Raw genomic sequence first — 24,609 nt, 5'->3', positions numbered from 1 at the left:
GCTGGGACTTCCGCTCGGGAACCTGCTCAGACATCGGCCCTCCTCGGCTGGCGGGTGATCGTGGTGGTCTCGGCGGGCTTCGGCGCGTTCTCCGCCCTGGCCTCCTCGACCAGCGCGGCGACGCCGGCCACCGTCGGCTCCTCGAAGATGCTGCGCATCGGCAGCCGCACCCCCAGTTCCTTGCGGATGAGCGCGATGAGCTGCACGGCGACCAGCGAGTTGCCGCCGAGGTCGAAGAAGTCGTCCTCGGCCCCGATGTCGCCGCCCAGCACCGCGCCCCACAGCCGGGCCACCGCGGCCTCCAGCTCGGTGCGCGGCGCGACGTACCCCTCGCGGGTGGCCGCGGCGGGCCGGTCGGCGGCGGTCGCCGCCGTCTCGACCTTGTCCTGGGTGACCTCGCGGGCCCGCCATACGAACTCCTCCAGCGGGGTGGCGACCACGGCGACCTGCGTGCCGAGCGGCACGGCGAGCAGCCGCCGGAACGCCTCGGCCCCGTCGGCCGGGCGGATGCCCTCGCCGGGCGCGGCCTGCTGCTCCTGCGGCGCGGCGGGGGAGGACGAGGCGGCCGCCTCGGTGGCGGCCACGTTCGCGGCCACGGCGGAGGCGTCGATGCGCCGGAGGACGTACTCGGAGATCCCGGCGACCTCGCGGCCGGAGTCGTCCAGCAGCGACACGTCGCAGGCGATCACCTCGCCGCTCCCGGCGTCGCGGAACCGCAGGTGGCTCCAGACCCGGGCGGGCAGCGGCGCGCGGACGACCAGCCGGCCGTACCCCAGCGGGAGGAAGTGACCCTCGGCCTCGCTGCGCGCGAACGAGGTGGCCTCGTCCAGGATCGCCGGGTGCAGCACCCAGCGGTGCAGCTCGTCCTCGCTGACCGGAGGCGCCTCCAGCAGGGCCAGCGCCTCGCCCTGCCCGGCGTGCCAGCGGCGCAGGTTGCGCCAGTGCGGCCCGAAGGTCAGCAGGCTCGACAGGGAGACCCCGCCCTCGCCGCCGCCCAGCCCGCACCGGGCCTCCACCGCCGCCAGGTCCGTCACCGGCGCCGGGCCCGGCTCGACCCAGGCCGCGTTGCCGCGCGCGTGCGTGCGCCGCACGCCGTCCAGGTCGCTGGTGATCTCGAAGTCCACGCCCTCGGCCGCGTCGCCGAACTCCACCCGCAGCTCGGCCGACGACCCGTCGGGGACGGCCAGCGGTTCGAGGAAGGCGACGTCGCGCAGCTCGACCGCCATCCCGTCCGCAGGCGCGGGGAAGGACTCGGCGAAGGCGCAGCGGGCCGTCTCCATGTACGCCGTGCCGGGCAGGATGGCGGTGTCCTCCATCCGGTGCTCGTCCAGCACCCAGTGCGTGTCCGGCGCGATCGTCGCGGTGCACGCGACCGGCGGGCCCTCGTGCCGGGACTCCAGGATCGGGTGGTCGATCGGCTCGACCCGCTCCCCGCGCTGCAGACCCCGGAAGGCCGCGGGCGCGTCCACCTCGGCGGCCATGCCCACCTCCAGCCACGCGCCCCAGTTGACCGAGACCGCGCCGGGCCAGGTGGCCGCGTAGGAGTCGAGGAAGTTGTTCGCGCCGCAGTAGTCCACCTGCCCGAACCCGCCCGCGATCGCCGTCACCGACGAGCACAGCAGCACGAAGTCCAGGTCCAGGTCGCCGAACGCCTCCCGCAGCGCGATCGGCCCGAGCAGCTTGGGCCTCAGCACCGCCTCGGCGGCGGCCCGCTCCTTGATCTCGGCCATGCCGCCGCCGGGCAGCCCGGCCGCGTGCACGATCCCGTCCACCCGGCCGAACCGGGCGACGGCCTCCTCACGCACCCGCCGCATGTCGTCCGCGCTGGTCACGTCGGCCGCCAGCACGAGCACCGCGGCCCCGGCCCGCTCCATGCGCTGTACGGCGGCGCGGGCGCGCGCGGCCCGGCCCCCGCCCCCCGACAGCCCGGACCTGGAGGTCAGGACGAGCCGGGCGCGGTGCCGTACGGCCAGGTCCTCGGCGATCGTGATGCCGATGCCGCCCAGCCCGCCGGTGATCACGTACACGCCCTCGTCGCGCAGCGGCGCCGGGGCCCCCTCCGCGCTCTCCGGGAGCGCGACCGGCTCGTACGTCCGCGACCAGCGCCGCCCGCCGCGCAGGGCCACCAGGTCGTCGTGCGGCCCGGCGGCGGTGAGCGCGGGGAGCAGGCCCGCCGCGGGCGCGGCCGGGTCCAGGTCGAGGTGGGTGACGGTCAGCCAGGGCGCCTCCAGCGGCACCACGCGCGCGATCCCGGCGACGGTCGCGTGCTCGGGACGGGCCAGGTCGCCGCCGGTCACCTCGACCGTGCCGCGGGTGAGCACGTCCAGCCGCACGGCGGGCTGCGCGGGCGCGAGCGCCTGCACGAGCGCGAGCAGGCTGAAGAAGCCCAGCTCCTGCGCCTCCCACACGCCTTCCGCGCCCTGTGCCGGAGCCTCGCCGGCCGCCCAGGCGTGCACGATCCGCGCGGGCGGGTCGCCCAGGTCCGCGAGCAGCGCCTCGTAGTCCTCCCGCGCCCCCGGCCGCAGCGTGTATGTCTCGCGGACCCCGCCGTGGCCGTTCCCCGCGCCGTTCGCCGTCGCCGTGCCGTTCCCCGCGCCGTTCGCCGTGCCGTTCGCCGTGCCGTTCGCGGTGCCGTTCGCCGCGGTGTTCCCCGCGCCGTTCACGGCGCCGCCGGCCGGGGCCGTGCGGCCGTACGCCGCGCCCGGCCGTACCAGGACGACGTCCGCGCCGGCGGCGGCCAGCTCCTCCGCCACGCCCGAGCCGTCGTCGAACACCAGGCAGCGGCCGAGCGGCTCGCCCGCGGTCAGGACGGGCGGGAGCCGCCGCCAGGACGGCAGCGAGAACCACTCCTCCAGCGGCAGGGCCCCGCTGCGGGCGCGCTCGACCGCCTTCTCCGGGTCGCCGACGCCGGGGTCGGGCTCGACCCAGTACCGCTTGCGCTCGAACGGGTACGTCGGCAGCGGCACGCGGTACCCCGGGGCGGCGGTGACCTCGGGCGCGTGACCGGCGGTCCACAGCGCCCCGGCGGCCGTGCGGATCGCCGCCGACTCGCCCCCTGCCGTCTTGGGCAGGCTGGTCAGCGGGCGCGCCGCCTCGCGCGGCAGCCGCCCCCTGACCAGGCCGCCGAGCTGCCCGCCCGGCCCGCACTCCAGGAACAGCGGGGCGCCCTCGCCGGCCAGGTCCGCCAGCAGCGTGCCCACGCAGTCGCCGAACCGGACGGCCTCGCGCAGGTGCCGCGTCCAGTACGCCGGGTCGGCCGCCTCCTCGGCGGTGATCCACCCGCCGGTGACGTTCGACAAGAACGGCAGCGCGGGCGCGTGCCGCTCCACGGCGGCGACCGCGGCGTGGAACTCCCCGAGGATCGGGTCCATCATCGCCGAGTGGAAGGCGTGCGAGGTCCGCAGCCGCGTGGCCCCGACCCCCTCCTCGGCCAGCCGCACCGCCAGCTCCGAGACCAGCGCGGACGGCCCGGCGACCACGCAGGTGCCCGGCGCGTTCACCGTCGCCACCGACACCCCGTCGGGCAGCCGCCCCCGGACCTCGTCCGCGTCGAGCTGCACGGCCAGCATCGAGCCCGGCGGCATGCTCCCCATGAGCCGTCCCCGCGTGGCGACCAGCCGCAGCGCGTCCGGCAGCGCGAACACCCCGGCCAGGGTCGCGGCGACGTACTCCCCGATGCTGTGGCCGATCATCCCGGCGGGCTCGACGCCCCAGGAGCGCCAGAGCGCCGCCAGGGCGTACTCGATCGTGAACAGCGCCGGCTGGGTGATCTCCGTGCGGCGCAGCCGCTCCTCGGCCTCGTCGCCGGTCGCGAACATCAGCTCCCGGATGTCCTCGCCCAGCTCCTTCTGGAGCACGGCGGCGCACTCGTCCACGGCGTCGCGGAAGACCGGCTCGTGCTCGTACAGCTCCGCGCCCATCCCGGCGTACTGCGCGCCCTGCCCGGGGAAGAGGAACGCCACCGGCGCGGGACGCCGCGGCGCGACCCCGCTGACCAGGCGCTTGGAGTCGGTCAGCGCCGCCGCCGCGTCGGCGGCGTCCGAGGCGGCGACGGCCGCGCGGTGCCCGAAGACCTTGCGGCCGACGCGCAGCGTGTGCGCCACGTCGGCCAGGTCCAGGTCTGGGTTGTCGCGCAGGTGCGCGGCGAGCCGCTCGACCGCCGCCGTCAGCGCGGACTCGCTGCGCGCCGAGACCCGCAGCAGGTGGGCGGGGCGGATCTCGCGCGGCTCCCGCTCCACCGCCGGCGGCTCCTCGATCACCGCGTGCGCGTTGGTGCCGCCGATGCCGAACGAGCTGATCCCGGCCCGGCGCGGCATCCCCTCCGGCCGCCAGTCGGACAGCTTGGCGTTGACGTAGAAGGGGTTCTCGCCGAACGGGATCTTGGGGTTGGGCGCGGTGTAGTGCAGGCTCGGCGGGATCACGCCCTTCTCGGTCGCCAGCACGGCCTTGATGAAGCTGGCGATGCCGGCCGCCTGGCCCAGGTGCCCGATGTTGGTCTTGACCGAGCCGATCGCGCACCAGCCCGCGTCCTCGGTCTCCCGCTGGAACACGCTGGACAGCGCCGCGACCTCGATCGGGTCGCCCATGTGGGTCCCGGTGCCGTGCGCCTCGACGTACGTCACGGTCCGCGGGTCCACGCCGCCCACCCCGAGGGCCTGCGCGATCACCGCGGCCTGGCCCTCCTGGCTCGGCGCGGAGAACCCGACCTTGCTCGCGCCGTCGTTGTTGATCGCGTTGCCCAGGATCACCGCGCGGATGTGGTCCCCGTCGGCGATGGCGTCCGACAGCCGCTTGAGCACGACGACCCCGCCGCCGCTGCCCCAGATCGTGCCCGCCGCCTTCTCGTCGAACGTGCGGCAGTGGCCGTCGGGGGAGACGATGCCCTCGTCGTCGTAGATGTAGCCGTGCTCCTGCGGCATCTCGATCATCGCGCCGCCGGTGACGGCCATGTCGCACTCGCCGCCGCGCAGCGCCTCGCACGCCACGTGCACCGTGACCAGCGACGTCGAGCAGGCCGTGTGCAGCGTGTAGCTGGGGCCGCGCAGGTTCAGCTTGTACGACGTGAGCGTGGCGCAGTAGTCGGCGTGGTTGGCCACCATGACCCCGAGCCAGCCCGCCGTGGCGTACGCCGAGGGGTTGCGGCGGATGTTCATCCACGCGTACGTCGGCGACCCGATCCCGGCGTACACCCCGATCTCGCCGTCGTAGTCCTCAGGGTTGTACCCGGCGTCCTCCAGCGCCGTGTGGGCCAGCTCCAGGAACAGGCGGTGCTCGGGGTCCCGCAGCTCCGCCTCCCGCGCCGACATGCCGAAGAACGCGGCGTCGAACATGTCGTGGTCCTCCAGGACCACCGCCGCCGGGACGAACCCGGGGTCCTTCAGCCGGGTCTCGGCGACCCCCAGCGCCGCCTGCTCCTCAAGGGTGTAGAAGCGGATCGACTCGACCCCGTCGCACAGGTTCCGCCAGAACGCGCGCCAGTCCGCGGCCCCCGGCATGCGGGCCGCGAGCCCCACCACCGCGATCGGCTCGACGGCCGGCTGCTCCTCGTCGAACGCCATCAACTGCCTCCTGATCTCGGGATCCTCATCTGCTTGCGCGCCCGCCGCACCGCACTCCTGCGCGCCGCCGCCGCCAAGTCGTGTCCGCCGCCCGGGGAGCCGCCCCCGGGGTCGCCGGGCCCCTCGCGGGCCAGGTGCCGCGCCAGCGCCCGCACGCTCGGGAACCGGAACAGGTCCACCATCGGCACGTCCCGCCCGAGCACCCGCCCCAGCGCCGCCTGCACCTGCGCGAGCGCCATCGAGTGCCCGCCCAGCTCGAAGAAGTTGTCGTCCACGCCCACGACGGGCCGCCGCAGCACCTCCCGCCACACCGCGGCGATCGCGCGCTCCTCAGGGGTGACCGCCTCCCCGGCCGGGCGCGGCGCGGCGATGGCGCGGGGCGCGGGCAGGGCGGCCCGGTCCAGCTTCCCGTTGGCGGTGAGCGGTAGGGCGGGCAGCGGCACTACCTCCGCGGGCACCGCGTGCCCCGGCAGCGTCTCCCGCAGCCGCTCCAGCACCGCGGCGACCCGGACCGACGGGCCCGACGGCACCACGTAGGCCCGCAGCGACACCTCGGCGTCCCCGTCGGGCACCGGCACCACGGCCGCCGCGCTCACCTCGTCGAGCGCCAGCAGCGCCGCCTCGACCTCGCCCGGCTCCACCCGGAACCCGCGCACCTTCACCTGCGCGTCGGCGCGCCCGGCGATCTCCACGCTCCCGTCGGGGCGGTGCCGTCCCAGGTCCCCGGTCCGGTAGAACCCGTCCCCGAACCGCGCCCGCGTGAGCTCCGGGTCGCCCAGGTACCCCAGCGCCAGGTGCTCCCCCTCGATCACCACCTCGCCCAGCTCGCCGACGCCCGCGACCCGGCCGGGCCCCGCCCCGCACGCCGTACGGCCCGGCGGGGGGAGGGCGGCGACGAACACGCGGGAACCGGGGATGCCGCGGCCCACCGGAATGGGACGGGAGGTTTCCGGTACGTCAGGAATGTCGTGGTACGCCTGAGCCTGTGGGGTTTCGGTCGCGCCGTAGAGGTTGACGAGACGGGCGGCCGGGGCCAGGCGGCGCAGCCGCGCGGCGTCGGCCTCGAACAGGCGGTCTCCGGCCAGCGCCGCCAGCCGGAGCCGGGGGAGGGGCGCCGCCCCCGGCACGCCGTACAGCAGCCGGGCGAGCTGGGGGGTGAGGTGGGCGACGGTGATCTCCTCCGCGCGGAGCCAGGCGAGGAGGCGGGCCGGGTCGCGCAGGAGGTCCTGGGGCGGCACGCACAGGGCGGCGCCGAGCGCCAGGGGCGTGAACACGTCCCGCAGGAGCGGGTCGTGGGCCAGGCCCGACAGCATCGCGAAACGGTCCCTCGGGCCGAGGCCGAACTCCCGGGGATACCAGGCGAGGAAGTGGGCCAGGGGCCGTTCCGGCGTGACGACGGGCTTGGGATCGCCGGTGGTGCCCGAGGTGAAGGCGAGGTAGCCGCGCGCCCCGGGCGGGGCGGGGGCGTGGTCGGCCTCGCTCTCGGCGAGCTCGATCACCGGGAGGTGCGCCAGCGTGCCCGGCACGGCCGTGCCCGGGCAGAGCAGCAGGCCGCGGGCCCCGGCGGCGGCCGCCTGCCGGGCGAGCACGCGGGGCGGCAGCGCGGCGTCGAGCACCGCCCAGCGCGCCCCGGACGAGAGCACCCCGAGCAGGAGGGCGGGCAGCGCGGCGTCCCGTGCGGCCACCACGCCCACGCACGCCGGCTCCCCGTCCGGGGGGCTGCCCGGCGCGAGCCCGGCCTTCTCCACGGCGACGGCCGTACGGCGGGCCAGCGCCAGCACGCCGGACCGGCTGAGGACGCCGCCCGCCCCGCTCACCGCCGCCGCGTTCGGCCCGGTCGTCGCCGCGGCCGTCACCAGCTCGACCACCCCCGGCTCTCCGGCGGACCCGGCGGACCCGGCGGACGCCGCCGCGCGGGGGAGCGGGCGCGAGCGGTCCACCGCCGGGGGCGGCCCGGACCGCCCCGCCGGGCGCTCGGGGTCGGCCGCCAGCGCGCCCAGCAGCGCGACGTAGTCGGCGAGCAGCCGCTCGATCCGCGCCGCCGAGAACAGGTCGGGGTTGTAGACCGCCTGGAGCGCCATCCCGCCGCCGTCGTCCTCGCTGACGTACAGCGTGAGGTCGAACAGCGAGCCCGGCAGCCCGGGCGCCAGCGGCTCGGCCTCGCAGCCGGGCAGCCGCAGCCGGGCCCCGGCGAAGTTGTACATGTTGAACATGACCTGCGTGAGCGGCGACCTGGCCAGGTCGCGCGGCACGCCCAGCTCGTCCACGATCCGCTGGAGCGGCACGTCGCAGTGCGCCACCGCCTCGGCCAGCTCCCGCGCGCACCCCCTCACGTGCTCGGTGAAGCTCGCCGCCCCGGACAGCCGCAGCCGCAGCGGCAGGATCTGGAGCAGGCACCCGGCCAGCGGCTCGAACGCCGCGTGCGCCCGGTCGGCGTACGGCGCGGCCACGACGAGGTCGTCCCGCCCGGTCAGGTGCCCGAGCAGCCGCCCGAAGGCCGCCAGCAGCACGGCGTACGGCGTCGCGCCCGCCCGGGCCGACACCGCGCGCACGGCCGCGGCGGTCTCCGGCGGGATCGCCCCGCGCGCCGCCGCCCCCCGGAAGGTCTGGATCGCCGGGCGCTCGGCGTCCAGCGGCAGGTCGAGCGCGGTGGGCGCGTCCGCCAGGTGCTCCCGCCACCAGGCCGGGTCCGCGTCCGCCTCGCGCCCGGCGAGCCAGGCCGCGTAGTCGGCGAACCCCGTCTCCGGAGGGGGCAGCGCCTCCCCGGCGTACGCCCTGGCCAGGTCGCGGTAGAAGACGTCCTGCGACCAGCCGTCGAACACGATGTGGTGCGCGGTCACCGCCAGCACGTGGTCGTCCGGCGCGAGCCGGGCGAGCCGGGCCCGCACCAGCGGCCCCCGGGCCAGGTCGAACGGCGTCGCGGCCTCGGCGGCGAGCAGCCCCTCCACGGCCTCCTCGGGCAGCTCCTCCACCGGGAGCCCGGCCTCGCCCGGCGGCGCCACCTCGACGTACGGCATGCCGTCCCGCTCGGGCACCCGCCAGCGCAGCACCTCGTGCCGCGCCAGGACCGCGCCCAGCGCCCGCCGCAGCGCCCCGGCGTCCAGCGGTCCCCGGATCCGCTCGGCCATCGCGATGTTGTGGGCGGGGGTGCCCGGCGCCAGCCGTTCCACGAACCACATCCGCCGCTGCGCCGCCGTCAGCCGGGGCGCGTTCCCCGTGGTGATCGCCGCCCGCGAGCCCTCCTCCAGCGCGGCGACCCGCTCGATCAACCCGCCCAGGGTCCGCGCGGCGTACACGTCCTCGACGCCGATCTCGCGGCCCAGCTCCTCGCGCACGGCCGAGACCAGCCGCATCGCCCGCAGCGAGTGCCCGCCGGACGCGAGGAAGCCGTCGGCGGGGTCCGGCCCGCCCGCGACCTCCAGCACCCGCGCCCAGATCCGCGTCACGGCGGCCCCGGCCCCGCCGTGCTCCTCCTCCAGCTCCGACGCGCCGGAGGGCGGGCCGCCTGCGGGCGGGGCCGACAGGGCGCGCAGATCCACCTTGCCCGAGGGGTTCAGGGGGAGGACGTCGAGCCGGACCACCCGGGTGGGGATCATGTACGGCGGGAGCCGCCGCGCGCAGTACTCCCGCACCCCGGGCAGATCGGGCGCGTCCGCCGGGGTCAGGTAGGCGACCAGCTCGCCCCCGGAGGCGTCCGCGACGGCCTGCAGCACGGAGGGGTGCGCGCGCAGGACCGACTCGACCTCGCCCAGCTCCACGCGCTGGCCCTGGATCTTGACCTGGCGGTCGAGCCGGCCGACGAACCCGATCCGCCCGTCCGGCTCCCACCGCACCTGGTCGCCCGTCTTGTACAGCCGCGCGCCCGGCTCGCCGGAGAAGGGGTCGGGCACGAACCGAGCGGCGGTCAGGCCGGGCCGGTTCAGGTAGCCCCGCGCGACCTGGGGGCCGCCGATGTGCAGCTCGCCCGCGACGCCCGGCGGGCACGGGCGCATGTCCTCGTCCAGGATGTGCGCGGTGCAGCCGGGCAGGGCGTGCCCGATCGGCAGCGGCCTGTCCCACTCGCCGGTCAGCTCGGTGCCGACCACGCAGACCGTGGTCTCGGTCGGGCCGTACCAGTTGTGGAACCGGCGTCCCGGGGCCGCCCACCGCGCCACCTGCTCAGGCCCCGGCGGCTCCCCGGCCGTCACCAGGTCCCGCAGCTCCGGCAGCTCCCGGGGGTCCAGCAGCGGCAGCAGCGCCGGCGGGATGAACCCCCACGTCACGTCGTGCTCCCGCAGGAACCGCCGCAGCCGCCCGGGGTCCACCCGGTCCTCGTCCGGCACGAGCTGGACCGCCCCGCCCCGGGTCAGCGGCGCGAACATGTCCAGCACCGACACGTCGAACCCCAGCGCCGAGAACGCGATCGACCGGCACGAGGCGTCCAGGCCGAAGGACTCCGCCGCCATCGTCACGAACGCCACCGCGCTGCGATGGCTCACCACCACGCCCTTCGGCCGCCCCGTCGAGCCCGAGGTGTAGAGCACGTACGCGGCGTTGCCGGGCCCGGCCGGGCCGTACGGCTCACGCGGCGTCGCGCCGGGGGGCGATCCTGCGGCCGGGCCGGGGGGCGAACCGGGGGAGGGCGGCGCCGCGGACGGGTCGAGGAGGACGGCGGGGGCCCCGGCCAGCAGCGCCCGGCCGGGGGCGTCCGCGACGACGATCCCGATGCCGGCGTCCTCGATGACGCCGGTGAGGCGGTCGCGCGGGTGGGCCGGGTCGAGGGGGACGTACGCGCCCCCGGCCAGCATGATCCCCAGCGCCGAGACGGGCATGAGCGGCGTGCGCCGCGCGCAGACCCCCACCCGCGTCTCGGGCCCGACGCCGCGCCGCCGCAGCTCGGCGGCCAGGTTCAGCGCGGCCTCCGCGAGCGCGCCGTACGTCATCCGGGTGTCCCACTGCCGGATCGCGACGGCGCCCGGCGTGCGGGCAGCCTGCGCCACGATGAGTTCGCCCAGCGTGCTCACGGTCGCGCGTCCTCCACCAGGGTCTCGAACCGCAGTCGCCACCGCTCCCGCCGTACGGCCACGGCCGCGGTCGCGCCGTCCAGCGGCAGGTGCGTCACCCGCCACCCCAAAGGCCGCTCCGGCCGCTCCGGCCCGGCGGCGGCGCGCGGGGTCCGGGGCGGGGCGCCTGACCCGTCCGGATCCGGCCCGTCCCCGGCCGCTTTGCGCAGCGCCTCGGCGGCCGCCCGCGACCGGAGGGCGAGCCGGGTCTCCGTCTCCCCGGGGGCCCCGCCGAGCGGGCCGCGTTCCCCGCCGCCGGGGGCGTCCTGGCCCGGCGCGCCCGGCCGCGGCCGCTCCACGCCCACCCCCACCGCCTGGCCCCGGGCGACCGCGACGAGCAGGATCCCGCCGGAGTGGCCCACGCTGAACCGCAGGTCGCCGGCGTACGGCCCGCCGCCCGGCGCGACCGGGATCTCCCCGCCCGCCGGGTCCGCGCCGTAGCGCGCCAGCAGCCGCCGCAGCGTCACGCGCCGCCCGACGTACCGCCGCCGGTCGGTCCCTGGCGGGAGGCCGGCGGCCCGCCGCGCCTCGCCCGGGGAGAGCTCGTCCACGGCGGCGCACGCGCCCGGCATCGCGTCGAGCCGCGCCAGCCAGACGTGCACCTCGTCGGCCTCCGGCGGCCCCGGCGGGGCGCCGGCCAGCTCGGCGGCGACCATCGCGGCGGCCAGGTCCGGGTGGGTGTTGAGGAAGTAGTGCCCGGCCGGCAGCGTGCGCAGCAGGAACCGGGACGAGGTGTGCCGGGCCCAGCCCAGCATGAGGCCCGGCGGGACCTCCCGGTCGTCCTCGCCGGCCAGTGCCACGACCGGCGAGGGCAGCGGCTCCTCCTCGGCGTACCGGTATCCCTGGAGCCAGGCCAGGTCCGCGCGGATCGCGGGCAGCAGCATCTCGCGCAGGTCGGGGTCGTCGCGCAGCGCCTCGGGCGCGCCGACACGGGCGATGAGCCGCCCGATGAAGCGGTCCTCGTCCAGCCCGGCGAGCGCGGCCACCGGCTCGTCCAGGTGCGGCGGGTGCGAGGCCCCGGCGAACAGCGCCAGCGGCGGGGCCACGCCCGCGCGGCGCAGCTCCCTGGCCACCTCGAAGCCGAGCCGCGCGCCCATGCTGTGCCCGTAGATCGCGTACGGCCGGCGGCCCGCCACGCGCTCCGCGACCGCGCGGGCGACCGCGCGGGCGACCGCGCGGGGGTCGGGCGGCGGGACGTGGGCGCTCAGGCCGTCCCGGCCGGGCAGGTGAAGCGGTTGCGGGCTGAGCCCCGGCGCGTCCCGCCAGGACCAGAAAGCGGTCGCGTCACCACCCGCGTAAGGGAGGCAGAACAGAGCGGGATCCCCCGATCGCGGCGGGGGGAACGCTCCGAACCAGCCTTCCCGTGCGGGCGTTCGGCTTGTGGCCAAATCCAACTCCCCGCGTCGCTACCCGCGCCCGCGCGGGGATCGTCCGCCACGGAAGCAGGCCGTCGGAAGACCTCTTCGTCGAATCCTCGACTATTGATACCGACCGCACCCCGGGCTGTCGATAGCGGGAAATTTGGCCTTAGTCGGCCTATGACGGAAATACGAATTTCAGGAAAGTCAGATTTCCGGGCGGGGGCCGTTCCCGATGGAAGTCACCACCTGGAAGTTCGCCGGGATTTGCGGATTTTCGCCGTAGGAGTCGGCGCGCTCACCGTGCGAAGTAGTCCGATACCCGGGTTTCGGACAGCGCGAGGGCACGCGTACGGCCCGGCGGAGGCGTCCGCCGGGCCGTACCGGAGCCGTCCGGGAGCGGGGAGGGGGTCAGCAGGCGATGCGGACCTCGGCCCCGAAGCCGGAGCTGCCGCCCGACGGCGGGCGGTATCCGGCGGGGAAGCGCACGTGGTAGGCCATCCAGCCGCGGTAGGCGGCGCTGTGGCACTTCTCGGCCGCGTTGTTCGACGCCTTCGCGGCGTTGCGGACGTTCTTCTGACCGGAGTCCTTGACCAGCCGGCCGTTGCGGTACAGCGCGGTGCGGATGGCGATCAGGGGGACGGGCGCGGTGCACTGGACGGTCGCGACCACGTTGACCGTGCCGGGCACGTGGTGGGACTTGTGAGGGTTGTGCACCCTGGGGGTGCAGACGATCCGGCGGAGCTTGGCCTTGGCCGGGGCGCCGACGACCCCGGCGGCGTCGCTCTTGGCCCGGCTCTTCGCCTGGCCGGGAGGCTTGGGGAGCGGGGGCTTGGGGGCGTGCGCGGACGCGACGGCGGACCCGCTGAACAGCAGCGAGAACGCGGCCAGCGCGCCGAGGACACGGACGGGTGCGTGCATCGATCCTCCTAGTCGGTAACCGATGACAGCAGTATGCGATGGCGCGACTACTCTCCGCATCGATATGGGCAATCGGCGGCCCCGTCGACGGGAATCGAAAACAAATCGAAAATCGTCGGCGGCGTGGGGTAGATTGAGGGCGACTCGATCGGAGGAAGGTCATGCCCGTTCCTCTCCCCCCAGACGAGAAGCCCCGCGAGGACTCCCCGCGGCGGGCCCACGAGAAGGCCGTCGCGCGGCTCCGCGAGAGCTACCGCGCGATCCCGGCGTCGGAGCCGGTCCGCCTGGCCAAACCCACGTCCAACCTCTTCCGCCCCCGCGACCCGCGGCGCGGCGCGGGGCTGGACGTGAGCGGGTTCGACCGGGTGCTGTCGGTCGATCCGGCGGCCCGGGTGGCCGAGGTGCAGGGCATGGTCACCTATGAGGACCTCGTGGACGCCACGCTGCCCCACGGCGTCGTGCCCCCCGTGGTGCTGGACTTCCGGACGATCACCGTGGGCGGCTCGGTCGCCGGGCTCGGCGCGGAGTCCTCCTCCTTCCGCGCCGGGCTGCCGCACGACCCGGTGCTGGAGCTGGAGGTCCTCACCGGCGACGGGCGGGTCGTGACCGCCTCGCGCGACAACGAGCACGCCGCCCTGTTCCACGGGTTCCCCCACTCCTTCGGCTCGCTCGGCTACGCCCTGCGGGTGCGGCTCCGGCTCGACCCCGCGCGGCCGTACGTCCGGCTGAGGCACCTGCGCCTCGGGTCGGCCGCGGAGTGGACCGAGGTGATGAGCCGGGTGGCCGCCGAGGGGGCGTTCGAGTCGACGCCGGTGGACTACCTCGACGGGGTGGCGTTCTCGCCCTCCGAGCTCTACCTGACGCTGGGCACGCTGGCGGACGTGGCGCCCCGCGTGTCGGACTACACCCGCTCGCGCGCCTACTACCGGTCCATCCGCGAGCGCCCCGAGGACTTCCTGACGCTCCGCGACTACCTCTGGCGCTGGGACACCGACATGTTCTGGGCCGCGCGCTACTTCGGCCTGGAGCGCCCCCTCATCCGCCGCGCCTGGCCGCGCCGGCTGCGCCGCTCGGACGTCTACCGGCGGCTGCTGTTCTTCGACCGGCGCCTCGGCCTGACCGACCGGGCCAACCGGCTGCGCGGGCGGCGGTTCGAGTGGGTGATCCAGGACGCCGACGTGCCCGCCGAGGCCGTCCCGGACTTCCTGGAGTTCTTCGACCGGGAGATCGGCATCCGGCCCGTCTGGCTGTGCCCCATGCTGACCCGCACGCCCATGACGATCTACCCCATGGACCCCGGCCGCCTCTACGTCAGCGCCGGCTTCTGGTGGAAGGTCGAGCTGCGCCCCGGCCAGGAGCCCGGCCACCACGACCGCCTCATCGAGCGGCGCATCACCGAGCTGGGCGGGCTCAAGCCGCTCTACTCCACCGCCTACTACTCCGAGGAGGAGTTCTGGCGGCTCTACAACGGCGAGGGGTTCCGCGAGCTCAAGGCCGCCTACGACCCCGGCGGGCGGCTCCCGAGCACCTTCGACAAGACCGTGCGGGGCCGCTGATGCGCGCCCCGGGACCGCGCGGCGGGGTGCCGGTCCGCCGCTTCCGCGAGGACCAGGCCGGCCTGCTCATGGAGCTGCGCCGGACCTACGGCGGCGTGGTCCGCTACCGCGTCGGCCCCTACCGGGTCCACCAGGTCACCGAGCCCGACCTGGTGCGCCGGGTCCTCAAGGACAACGGCGAGAACTTCACGCGCGGGGTCTTCTACGACCGCTTCCGGCTGTTCTTCGGCGAGGGGCTCCTCACCGCCGACGGCGAGGCCTGGCGCATGCGGCGCGCCGTCGCGCAGCCGTTCTTCCGGCACGGCGTCCTGCACGAGTCCGTCCCGCTGATCGCCGAGTGCGTCGAGGACCTGCGCCGCCGCTGGGCGGGCCCGGCCGCGGGCGGCGGCCCCGTGGACATCGTCCCGGAGATGATGCGCCTGGCCATGGGCGTCGTCGGGCGCGTCATCCTCGGCGCGGACCCGCGTCCCCGCGCGGGCGACCTGGTCCCGGCGGTGGCCTTCGCCGCCCCCGCCATGATCCCCGGCGCGCCCGGCCAGCTCCTCCCGTCCTGGTTCCCCGCCCCCTATCCCCGGCGCGTGCGCTGGAGCCGGCGGGTCATCGACGCCGCCATGGACGAGGTGATCGACGCGCACTCCGCGTCCCGCTGCCCCGTCACCGGCCGCACGGCCGACGGGCCCGGCGATGGGCCCGGCGACGGGCCGAGCGTGCCCGTCCCGGGCCGGGACGGAGGGGCGGGCGCGGACCGCGCGGGCGGGGTCGCGGAGGCCGGCGCGGGCCGCGCGGGCGGGCCTGAGGAGGGGCAGGTGCTGGCGGCGGCGCTGCTGGACGCCGTGGACCCGGCGACGGGGCGGCCGTGGACGCGGGAGCAGGTGCGGGACGAGCTGAAGACGCACTTCCTCGCCGGGCACGAGACGACCGGGTGCGGGCTGGCCTGGGCGCTCTACGCCGTGGCCACCCACCCGCGGGTGCGGCGGCGGCTGGTCGCGGAGATCGACGACGTGCTCGCGGGCCGCGCGCCCACCGCCGACGACCTGGCGAAGATGCCCTACCTCCGCCAGGTGGTGGACGAGTCCCTGCGGCTCCACCCGCCGATCCCGCTGTTCCCCCGGGGCGCGGTGCGCGACGTGGACCTCGGCGGTCACCTCATTCCCAAGGGCACGTCGGTGTTCATGCTCCCCTACGTCGCCCACCACGACCCGGACTCCTGGGAGGATCCCGAGCGCTTCGACCCCGACCGGTTCGACCCGTCCCGCCCCGGCCCGTCCAGATACACCTATTTCCCCTTCGGCGGCGGGGTCCGCCGCTGCATCGGCTCGCATCTGGCCACCCTGGAGATCCGCGTCGCCGTCGCGATGATCCTCCAGCGCTACACCCTCACCCCCGCCCGCCCGGCGGAGCCCAGGGCCCTGCTGTCCCTGCGACCCCGCGACGGCATGCCCATGACCATCCGCCCCCGCTGACCTCCCCGGATCTCGCGTGCGGGAGCCGTACGGCGAGGTCGCCCGCCTCCTGGGAAGCGGGCGACCATTATGATCTACTTTGTAAAGGGCGGTTAGCTCCCGGTGACGTTGAGTTCGGCGGCCGCCGCCCAGGGGCCGGAGTTCTGGCCCGACACGGCCCGGAACTTCACGTAGCGGCCGGGGCGGGCGGTGAAGCAGGCGTCCTGCTCCGCCGTTCCGCCCGCGAACGTGCCGGTCCTGGCCGCCGCGCCCCACGTGGCCCCGTCCGCCGAGACGTACACCTCGTAGCCCGCGACCAGGCCGTTCACCCCCGACTGGCGGGGGAGGTAGTGCAGGCAGGACACCGAGTACGACCGGCCCAGGTCGAGCACCAGCTCATGCGGGTAGGGGGTGTCGGGGTCCACCTGCGACCAGGCCGTGTGCCACAGGGTGGCGGGGTCGCCGTCCAGGACGTTGGCCGCGCCGCCGTTCGTGGCGGTGTCCTGGCTGCTGACCGACTCGACCGAGATGCCGGACTGCGGGATGCGGCCGGGCCCGCCGCCCGCGCCCAGGTCGTCCACCACCAGGTCGTCCAGGATCAGATCGGCCTCGTTCCGCGAGCCCTCCGGCGTCAGCTTGCGCACCCCGATCCACGCGTCCGCCCCGGCCGTGAACGTCCGGGTGAACGTGGCGGGGGTCCGCGCCTGGGCGAGGTTCACGGTCGTCTCCGCCGTGCCCGACCCGATCACGAAGGCGTACTCGTCGCCGTGGCCGGCCTCGTAGGAGAACGTCACGCGGTACTGCCGCCCGGCCGTGAGCCGCAGCGTCTGCGGGAGCGTCCGGTAGACCAGGCCCTGGCGTTCCTCGTGCGACTTCAGCGAGTTCTCCCCGCCGATCACGTCGTCCACGAGCTTGCCGTTCCACCCGGCCTGGGTGTACGGCGCGTGCCGCTGCGCGATGTGGGTGCGCGGGTCGTTCGCGCCGCCGCCCGCGCCGCCGTGCGCGAACGGGCCCCAGCCCGCGTCCACGTTCTCGAAGTCCTCCACCAGCAGGTGCGTCCCCTGCGGCGTGCGGCCGGAGCGGACCACGCGCACGTCGTCGAACACCACCGTGCCCGAGCCGGTGGCCGCCGACAGCGCCAGCGTCGCCGTGCTCTGCCCGGACGGGACGTCGAACAGCACCTTCATCCGCTGCATCGTCGTGCCGTTCTTCTCGCTGCCGCCGACGTGGTTGGTCAGCGGGGAGGAGTCGGCGTGGACGGAGGCGGCGCTCCCGCCCGCGGGGGTGACCGTGAGCGTCGCGCGCCGCCCGGCGGCCGTGCTCACCCACACCGACGCCGAGTACGTGCCCGCGGTGAGCCCGGTGAGCTGCTGCGACACGGTCGCGGCGGAGTTCGCGGCGATGCGCAGCTCGTTCTGGCCCAGGGCGTTGCGCGCCACCGACGCGCCGCCGCCGGAGACCGTCCACCGGCTCAGGTCGCCCGCGTAGAAGCCCGGGTCCTTCACCGGCGTGCCCTCGCCCCACCTCGGGTCGGGCACAGCCGGCGCCGCCCCGTCGTAGACGACGTACGGCGTGTTCGCGGTCGCGTTGATCGTGACCTGCCCGCCGGAGACGGTCAGGTCGGACACGTGCACGCGGCCGGTGTCGGTGAGCCGGTAGAGCTTGGGGGAGGTCCACCCGGACGGGAGGGTCCAGGTGGTCGAGCCGCCGGAGCCGTTCCAGTGGTAGAGCTTGCCACCGCGCGGCAGCAGGTAGGCGTTCCCGCGCAGCACCTCGCGCCCGCCCTCGGTGATCTTCCGGGTGCCGCCGGCGTCGGTGGCCGTGACCCCGTTGGCCAGCGTGATCGTGTCGGCCGTCCAGCGGATGATCGGGGACGACTGGAGGTACTTGGTCGGCAGGTTCACGGCGAACGTGGTCCGCAGGAACGCGGTGAAGTCCTTCTTGCCCTGCCAGCCCTCGTACGCCGTCAGCTCGGCCCCGCCCAGCAGCGGGTGCCGGACGATCCAGTCGTCCTTGGCGTGGTTGGCCACGAAGCGCGCGAGCTGGGAGTTCACGCCCTTGTAGTCGCTGCCGCCGTAGTTCACGTCCGCCGACCAGTGGGTCCACAGCGCCTGGTCGAGCAGCTTGTCGGGGAACTCGGTGGCGATCTGCCAGCCGAGGCCGCCGATCTCCCGCTCCAGCCTGCGGGACACGTAGCCGTCGCCGTACCAGACGTCCACGTAGAGGAAGGCGAGGCCGGGGGCGGCGGCCTTGAGCGCGTTGAGGCGGGCCAGGCGGTCGCCGGACTGCCCGTCCTTGCGGGTGTCCACGTGGTACGACTGGTCCAGCCAGTCCCAGCCGAGCGTCCCGGTGTGCTTGGCCGGGTCGAACGTGCGCGACACCGGGTACTCCTCGGTGGCGTTCACGTGCACCCCGAAGTCGGCGTTGTAGGCGGCGCCCTTCTCGGTGAGCGTGCGCAGGTCCGCCGCGCCGCCCTGCTTGGGCCCGACGTACCCGTAGTCCATATGCGCCGAGTCGTGCCCCTCCGAGCCGTACCCCTTGAGCAGCACGAACTGCCCGAGCCCGTCGGTGGCCAGCGCGACCCGCTTGGTCTCGTCGAGCGTCTGCAGGAACGGGTGGGTGGCCTGCGAGGCGAAGTTGAACGGGATGCGCTGCACCACCCGGTCGGCGGTGTGCTCCCAGCCCTTCGGCGGGGTCCAGATGTCCCGGTGCGCGACCGCCGCGTCCTGCCAGTTCACGGCCCCGTCGCCGGTGCGGTCCCGGGTGATCGCGACCCTGGCGTACGGCAGGGGCTCGGTGTCGGTGTCGGCGGCTCCCGAGGCCCGGTACAGCCAGTCGCCGCTCCACAGCCCGGCGCGGCGGTAGGAGGACTTGGCGACGACCTGCTTGGCGACGCGCCCGTTCTCCTTGGCGGTCCCGCCCGACGGCGCGTCGTACACCGAGTTGGAGTCGATCGCGGCGGCGAGCGCGGAGGTGCTGGCGAAGGCGAGCATCACGGTGGCCGGGCTCGCGTCGGCCGGGGTGGCGGCGGTGATCGGGGTGAACGTGTCGCCGGTGCCGGTGGTCGCCGTGTGCATCCTGGCGGTGGCCAGCGCGGCCCCGGGCTGGTCGCTGCGGACCGAGACGAGGTTGTGGCCTGGGATGGCCAGGCTCCGGACGCGCAGCGAGGGCGTGTCGGTGATCTTGGTGACGCGGAACTCGACGACGGAGCCGGTGACCGAGAGCCGGGCGCCGATCGTGACGCCGGAGAAGGTCAGGGTGTAGTCCACGCGGTCGGTGGCGGCGGTCGCGGTGACGGCGGGGGTGTGGTCGGCGCCGTTCACCCGGATCCGGGTGACGGGGTCCTCGTTGCCGTGCATGACGGCGCCGCTCGCCCGGTCCGTGTAGTCGATGACCCGGGGGAAGGCGTCGTCCACGCGGACCGAGAGGGCGGGGGAGGAGATGGTGAGGGGGGCGGCCGAGGCCGCCGCCGGTGCGGCGGCGACCGTGCCGGACGCCGCGAGGGCGACGCACAGCGCGGCCGCCCGCGGGCGGAGGGGACGCATCGCGGTGACTCCTGGGGGTGGGAGGAACAAGCGTCGCGCCCATGAATAACAGTGGGCCTTTCCCCTGATAATGGACAAACGTGCGGGGGTGCTTGGACGTTTGGAAACCGGGGTTCCGGACGGAGGGCCAGTGCAGGGATCGAGGCGTCCAGTGGGCCCGGTCGAGTGGACCGAGGGCCGGGAGCACTGGGAGCACTGGTGGCGCTACCTCACGCCCAGCCCCGCGCATCGCCGTCTCGGCCTGGCGTGCCTGGGCGTCGGCACGCAGCGCGGGCGCATCCCGGCCGTCGGCCCCCGGGTGCTGGCCAACCACGTCGCCGTCGTCGTGCTCTCCGGCGAGGGGTGGTTCTCCTGGGGCGGGCGGCCGCCGGTGGACGTGCGAGCGCCGGCCCTGCTGTGGCTGATCCCCGGGGTGGAGCACCACTACGGGCCGTACGAGCCGGGCTGGTCGGAGTGCTTCGTGGACTTCACGGGCCCCGCCGCCGGGGCGTACGAGGAACTGGGGTTCATCGACCGCGAGAACCCCGTGGTGCCGCTGTCGTCGGCGGAGGCGGCCGAGCACGTGGTGCGCAAGATGGCCGCGATCTGCCGGCGCGGCGGGCCGCACGTGGAGGTCGAGACGTCGGCGGCGGTGCACGAGCTGCTCGTCACGCTGCGTCACGCCCGCGCGGACCACGACCCGGAGGGCCATCCGGTGCTGGCGAACCTCGCCCGCAACGCGTTCCTGCCGCTGACCGTCACCGAGCACGCCCGCCGCCTGCGCATGAGCGTGGCCGAGCTGCGCGAGAGCGTACGGCGCAACGCCGGGTGCAGCCCGAAGGACTACATCCTGTCGATCCGGCTGACGCGGGCGAAGGAGCTGCTCACGGGCACGGACCTGGGGGTGGCGGCGATCGCGCGGCGGGTGGGGTATCCCGATCCGGCGTACTTCACCCGCGTCTTCACGCGCCGCGTCGGCATCTCGCCCACGGTCTTCCGGGAGCGCGGGCTGCGGGGCCCGGAGGGGCTGTGAGCGCGGCTGCGGGGCCCGGAGGCTGTGACGTGGGCTGCGCGGGCCCGGAGGCTGTGAGGCACGGGCGGGGCGGGGCCCGGAGGCTGTGAGGCGCGGGCGGGGCGGGGTCCGGAGGGGGTTGTGACGTGGGCTGCGCGGCCAGGAGGCTGTGACGTGGGCTGCGCGGGCCTGGAGGGGGTTGTGACGCGGGCCCGGGTGCTGGTGGGCTGGAGGGGATGCGAGCGCGGGCCCGGAGGGGGCGGGAGCGCGGCCCGTGGTGAGGGCCGCAGGGGTCTGAAATTCCGGGATCCGCCCGGTTGAACTTCCGGGCGACACGCCGGGAGAGTGATCCGCATGAGCCTGGACTACGCCGCGCACTCGCCGTACACCGACCCCGGTCCGCACGCCCGGCTGCTGGACGCGCTGCCGGACACCCTGCCCGAGCTGACCGAGGTCGTCCGCAACGTGATCGTGCACTACACGGGGTCGGGGCTCACCTTCACCGCCGAGCGCCTGGCCGAGATCGACAACCGCTGGGTCGAGCGGATCCTCGACACCGACCAGAGCCGCTTCGGCGTCCCCCTGGCCGAGCCCCGTCCCCTGGCGGACCGCGTGGCCGGCTGCTGCCGTGACTACACGCTGCTCACGGTCGCGGCCCTCCGCCAGCGCGGCGTGCCGGCGCGCAGCCGCATCGGCTTCGCCCCTTACATGAGCGCCGGGTTCGTCTACGACCACGTGGTCGCGGAGTACTGGACCGGTGACCGCTGGGCCCTGGCCGACGCCCAGCTCGACCCCGCGGCGCCCTGGCCCTTCGACCCCCTGGACATCCCCCGCCAGAAGGGCCCCCTGACCAAGGCCGCCTTCACCACCGCCGCCGGGGCCTGGACCGCGTACCGCCGCGGCGAGATCGACCCGGGCGTGTACGGCGTGGCCCCCGGCTCCCCGTACACCGGCCCCCGCTTCATCGGCCACTACGTCCTGCTGGAACTCGCCCACCGCCGCCGCGACGAACTCCTCCTCTGGGACACCTGGGGCGAAGACGGCACTCCCGGGGACGCCTCCCCTGAGGGCGCCCTCCCGGAAGACGCCCTGGCCGACCTCCACCTGACCGACGAGATAGCCGCCCTCCTCCTGTCCGCCGACGAGGGCGACGACCAGGCCGAGGAGACCCTGGCCGCCCGCTACCGCACCGACCCCCGCCTCAACCCCGGCGACCACGTCCTCTGCCTCTCCCCCTCCGGCACCCGAACCCGGATCGACCTCACCACACGCACCGCCATCTCCTAGATCGTGTTCCCGGCCGCGCGGGCGGGCGTGGCAGACCCCTTCGGCCGAGGGGCCGACACGGCGGATGTCCCCGAGCGCGCGGGCGGTGCGATGGATGTCCCCGGCCGCGCGGGCGGTGCGATGGACGTCGCCGGGCCGTACGGCTGGCGCCGCCCCCGACCTTGGACCATCCACCAGGAGACGCCCCACCGTTCCCCAACCCCCGCCCTCACGCACCCTCGGGGCGCACCCTCCCCTGCCACAACGCCCCACCCGCCCCTCCGCCCAGACATACGGACCGCCTCGCCCCCTTGCCGTCCCCGCACGCCTCCCACATCCGCGAGCGAGCAGGACGGGCTGTGCGACGAGACCCGGCGAAGGCGAGGAACGTGCCGCCCACTGAACGGTTCAAGGGACGGCTCGAAGGGGGGCGAAGCGGGCCAGAGCACCGGGCGGAGAGCTCAGGGTGGGCCCGTTGTGTCAGTGGGCGTAGCGCCCCGAGGGTGCGTGCTGTCGAGGTTGGGGGAGGGGAGGGGCCGCTCCGCCCGGAGGGATCAAGGTCGGCGGCGGCGCCAGCCGTACGAACGGGAGATGCGGCAGCCGCCGACACAGGCGAGGGGTGGGGCGGGCGGCTCTGGAAGCTCTGGTGGCCGGGGGCGGCGCCCGCCGTACGAACGGGGGAGACGACAGCCGCCGACAGATGCATGGGGGGTGGGGTGGGCGGCTCTTGAAGCTCTGGTGGCCGGGGGGCGGCGCCCGCCGTACGAACCGGAGAAACGACAGCGTCGGCCCATGCGACGGGCGGTGGAGGCGGGCCGGTCTTGAGGTCGAGTGGGCGGGCGGCGCTGGTCGTGCGGGCCGGCGGATCCCCGGTGCTGGTCAGGACATGCGCGGGGCGGTGGGGCGGGAGGCGGACTGGGCGATGACGGGGCGGGGGGTGGATTGCGCGATGACGGGGCGGGCGGGGGCCGGGAGGGTGTGGGCGGGGACGCCGGGGGTCTGGGGCTGGGCGGGGGCCGTGGCGGCGAGGGTGGTGAGGGTCATGGCGGTGACGAGGAGGATCTGGGTCAGGGGGAGGTAGGTCTCGATGAGCGGGTGGACGCCGCCGAGCAGGGGAGCGAGGGGGCTGGCCGGGTGGGTGACGAGGTAGGCGGTGAGGGCGAGGGCCGAGGCGGCGGTCAGGGCGTGGAGGGCCTGGTGGCCGGGCGTGCGGCGGCGGGCCAGGAGGTGGGTGGCGATGGGCGGGGCGGCCAGGGCGACGGCGGTGGCCCAGCGGTGGGTCTCACCGTCGGGGAGGATCGCCGCGACGATCAGGCCGGCGGCGGTCGCCACCAGGAAGACGCGGGGGACGGCGGCGCGGGCGGGCTCGTGCTCGGCGAGGACGTAGGCCAGCGCCAGGCACCCGGCGGCCAGGGCCAGGGCTCCGAGGAGGGGCAGCGCGACCGGGGCCGGGGCGAAGAGGTGGGGGGAGAAGTGCGGGTAGGCGAACGCCGCCAGGGCGGTCAGCGGGCCGAAGATCGACAACCACTTCATCGGGAGGCCTCCACGAGCTCGTGCTGGGGGTCGGCGGCGGCGGGTCGGCGGCGCTTGCGGACCCAGCGGACCACCTCGACGACCGCGGTGATGGACAGGGCCAGGCCGAGGCCGAACAGGAGGCCCTTGATCGGGTCCTGCTCGAACGCCATTCCCCCGAAGAATCCGATCAAGCCTGAGTAGATCGCCCAGGAGCCCGCGGCCAGGGCGTCGAAGAAGGCGAAGGAGCGTCTCGGATAGGCCACCGCGCCCATCGTGATCGTGACGGCGGTGCGGCCGCCGGGGATGTAACGGGCGACGATGAGGACCAGACCACCGCGTTCGGCCAGCGCCTTGGCCGCCCAGGAGTACGCCTTGCGGGTGCGCGGCCGGTCGCGCAGCCGGGACCCGGCCTTCCTGCCGATCAGGTAGGAGATGTGGTCTCCGGCGAACGCTCCCGCGGCGGCGACAGCGATCACGAGCGCGAGGTTCGTGGCTCCGGTGGCCGCGAACACCCCGGCCGTGATCACCGACGTCTCCGCGGGGACGATCGGGAAGAACCCGTCCAGCACCGCGAGCAGGAACAACGCCAGGTAGATCCAGGGCGACGACATGACCTGGTGGAGCAGGTCCAGGATGGTATGCGACATGCGGCGGGGCTCCCGGGGGTGCGTGGACTGGTCTCCCAGCGTGCCGGGAGCGCGGTGGCGGGGCATCCGGGGACGCCCCTGATCGACCCCCGTGGATCCCCGAGATCACTCAGGGGCGGGTGTCGCTTTCGACCCTAGGGAACGGCCCGCGGCGGCACATCGCCCGTTGGTCTGGTTCCGGATCCCCACTTTGGTCGGGGGTGCGGCCCCGCCGTGGCTCTCCGGTAGTACTTACGGAGGGGGCGCCTCCTACCCAGGTGCCGTGACACCGCTCGTCCGCCCCCGGGAGCCGCCCGAAGGCGCCCCGGGACCCGGCCGCCCGGGCCCGCCCGCCCGGCCGTGCCGGCCCTCGCCGACGCCGCTCCGCCGTACCGGATCCAGAGGCGGCGCGCGGGAGAAGGACAGGAGTTACGCGGACGACCTTGGGTATCGCACGACATAGCCGGAAATGTCCGGGAACGGGGGGACGACCATGGTCCGCAAGAAGGTGGAAGGCGACGAGCAGCAGCGCCGGAAGGCGGCGCGGCAGGCGCGGGAGGCGGGCAAGAGCCCCAGCGCGGAGGGCGTGACCACCGGCGCGTCCAAGCAGCGCCACGAACTGCCCCGCAACGACCCGCACCACCACCGCGAGCGGCTGGCCTCGATCCACCGGGGCAAGCAGCAGAACCGCTCACCCCGGCCGAAACCCCACTCCGACTGACAAGCCGCACCCGGCTGACGGCCGCACTCGGCTGACGGCCGCACGCGGCAGGCGGCCGCACGCGGCCG

The 24,609-nt window shown here is 75.5% G+C and carries 12 protein-coding genes; 5 read left to right on the top strand and 7 right to left on the bottom strand.

Features of this window, described 5'->3' with window-relative positions; all coding sequences use genetic code 11:
• Positions 1-26: 26 nt before the first annotated feature.
• The 4 genes from D5H75_RS43220 to D5H75_RS19035 form a co-directional block, all read right to left on the bottom strand.
• Positions 27-5,558, bottom strand: coding sequence for a type I polyketide synthase (locus D5H75_RS43220; RefSeq protein ID WP_242454355.1), 5,532 nt, complete (start codon positions 5,556-5,558; stop codon positions 27-29).
• Positions 5,558-10,561 carry a non-ribosomal peptide synthetase gene (locus D5H75_RS19045; RefSeq protein ID WP_242454354.1) on the bottom strand — a complete coding sequence of 1,668 codons (5,004 nt, stop codon included), beginning with the start codon at positions 10,559-10,561 and terminating at the stop codon, positions 5,558-5,560. The genes D5H75_RS43220 and D5H75_RS19045 overlap by 1 nt, the downstream gene beginning before the upstream one ends.
• Entirely contained in the window at positions 10,558-11,988 is a 1,431-nt protein-coding gene (locus tag D5H75_RS19040) for a thioesterase domain-containing protein (protein ID WP_202638296.1), read from the bottom strand. The genes D5H75_RS19045 and D5H75_RS19040 overlap by 4 nt, the downstream gene beginning before the upstream one ends.
• 381 nt (positions 11,989-12,369) lie before the next feature.
• Positions 12,370-12,879, bottom strand: coding sequence for a hypothetical protein (locus tag D5H75_RS19035; protein ID WP_119927813.1), 510 nt, complete (start codon positions 12,877-12,879; stop codon positions 12,370-12,372).
• Positions 12,880-13,040: 161 nt separating this feature from the next.
• Between D5H75_RS19035 and D5H75_RS19030 the strand changes: the two genes are divergently transcribed.
• Both D5H75_RS19030 and D5H75_RS19025 read left to right on the top strand, forming a co-directional pair.
• Entirely contained in the window at positions 13,041-14,435 is a 1,395-nt protein-coding gene (locus tag D5H75_RS19030) for an FAD-binding oxidoreductase (protein ID WP_119927812.1), read from the top strand.
• Complete coding sequence (locus tag D5H75_RS19025) at positions 14,435-15,898, top strand: cytochrome P450 (protein ID WP_119927811.1); 1,464 nt, start codon at positions 14,435-14,437, stop codon at positions 15,896-15,898. Before D5H75_RS19030 ends, D5H75_RS19025 begins: the two co-directional genes overlap by 1 nt.
• Before the next feature lie 92 nt (positions 15,899-15,990).
• Here the strand turns inward: D5H75_RS19025 and D5H75_RS19020 are convergent, their stop codons facing one another.
• The gene (locus tag D5H75_RS19020; protein WP_119927810.1) at positions 15,991-19,422 is read right to left on the bottom strand and encodes an endo-alpha-N-acetylgalactosaminidase family protein; all 3,432 of its coding nucleotides are present in this window, start codon (positions 19,420-19,422) and stop codon (positions 15,991-15,993) included.
• 151 nt (positions 19,423-19,573) lie between these two features.
• Between D5H75_RS19020 and D5H75_RS19015 the strand changes: the two genes are divergently transcribed.
• Complete coding sequence (locus D5H75_RS19015) at positions 19,574-20,434, top strand: AraC family transcriptional regulator (RefSeq protein WP_202638295.1); 861 nt, start codon at positions 19,574-19,576, stop codon at positions 20,432-20,434.
• A 333-nt stretch (positions 20,435-20,767) separates the two neighbouring features.
• Positions 20,768-21,700 (top strand): transglutaminase-like domain-containing protein, encoded by a 933-nt coding sequence (locus D5H75_RS19010; protein ID WP_119927808.1) that lies wholly within the window; start codon positions 20,768-20,770, stop codon positions 21,698-21,700.
• 858 nt (positions 21,701-22,558) lie between these two features.
• Here the strand turns inward: D5H75_RS19010 and D5H75_RS19005 are convergent.
• Both D5H75_RS19005 and D5H75_RS19000 read right to left on the bottom strand, forming a co-directional pair.
• The gene (locus D5H75_RS19005) at positions 22,559-23,212 is read right to left on the bottom strand and encodes a hypothetical protein (RefSeq protein ID WP_119927807.1); all 654 of its coding nucleotides are present in this window, start codon (positions 23,210-23,212) and stop codon (positions 22,559-22,561) included.
• Positions 23,209-23,841 (bottom strand): DedA family protein, encoded by a 633-nt coding sequence (locus D5H75_RS19000; RefSeq protein ID WP_119927806.1) that lies wholly within the window; start codon positions 23,839-23,841, stop codon positions 23,209-23,211. The genes D5H75_RS19005 and D5H75_RS19000 overlap by 4 nt, the downstream gene beginning before the upstream one ends.
• Positions 23,842-24,289: 448 nt before the next feature.
• Between D5H75_RS19000 and D5H75_RS18995 the strand changes: the two genes are divergently transcribed.
• Positions 24,290-24,541: a hypothetical protein gene (locus D5H75_RS18995; protein ID WP_242454353.1), complete on the top strand. Its 252-nt coding sequence runs from the start codon at positions 24,290-24,292 to the stop codon at positions 24,539-24,541.
• Positions 24,542-24,609: the final 68 nt, after the last annotated feature.

It is taken from the genome of Bailinhaonella thermotolerans, from assembly GCF_003594875.1.
In the GTDB taxonomy this organism is placed as follows: Bacteria; Actinomycetota; Actinomycetes; order Streptosporangiales; family Streptosporangiaceae; genus Bailinhaonella; species Bailinhaonella thermotolerans.
Note: the sequence above shows the minus strand (reverse complement) of the source record. Positions and strands in the feature narration are given on the sequence as shown.

Coding starts and splice junctions, on each gene's coding strand:
- D5H75_RS43220 (WP_242454355.1), bottom strand. CDS start 5,558: ATGGCGTTCGACGAGGAGCAGCCGGCCGTCGAGCCGATCGCGGTGGTG.
- D5H75_RS19035 (WP_119927813.1), bottom strand. CDS start 12,879: ATGCACGCACCCGTCCGTGTCCTCGGCGCGCTGGCCGCGTTCTCGCTG.
- D5H75_RS19030 (WP_119927812.1), top strand. CDS start 13,041: ATGCCCGTTCCTCTCCCCCCAGACGAGAAGCCCCGCGAGGACTCCCCG.
- D5H75_RS19025 (WP_119927811.1), top strand. CDS start 14,435: ATGCGCGCCCCGGGACCGCGCGGCGGGGTGCCGGTCCGCCGCTTCCGC.
- D5H75_RS19020 (WP_119927810.1), bottom strand. CDS start 19,422: ATGCGTCCCCTCCGCCCGCGGGCGGCCGCGCTGTGCGTCGCCCTCGCG.
- D5H75_RS19010 (WP_119927808.1), top strand. CDS start 20,768: ATGAGCCTGGACTACGCCGCGCACTCGCCGTACACCGACCCCGGTCCG.
- D5H75_RS19005 (WP_119927807.1), bottom strand. CDS start 23,212: ATGAAGTGGTTGTCGATCTTCGGCCCGCTGACCGCCCTGGCGGCGTTC.
- D5H75_RS19000 (WP_119927806.1), bottom strand. CDS start 23,841: ATGTCGCATACCATCCTGGACCTGCTCCACCAGGTCATGTCGTCGCCC.
- D5H75_RS18995 (WP_242454353.1), top strand. CDS start 24,290: ATGTCCGGGAACGGGGGGACGACCATGGTCCGCAAGAAGGTGGAAGGC.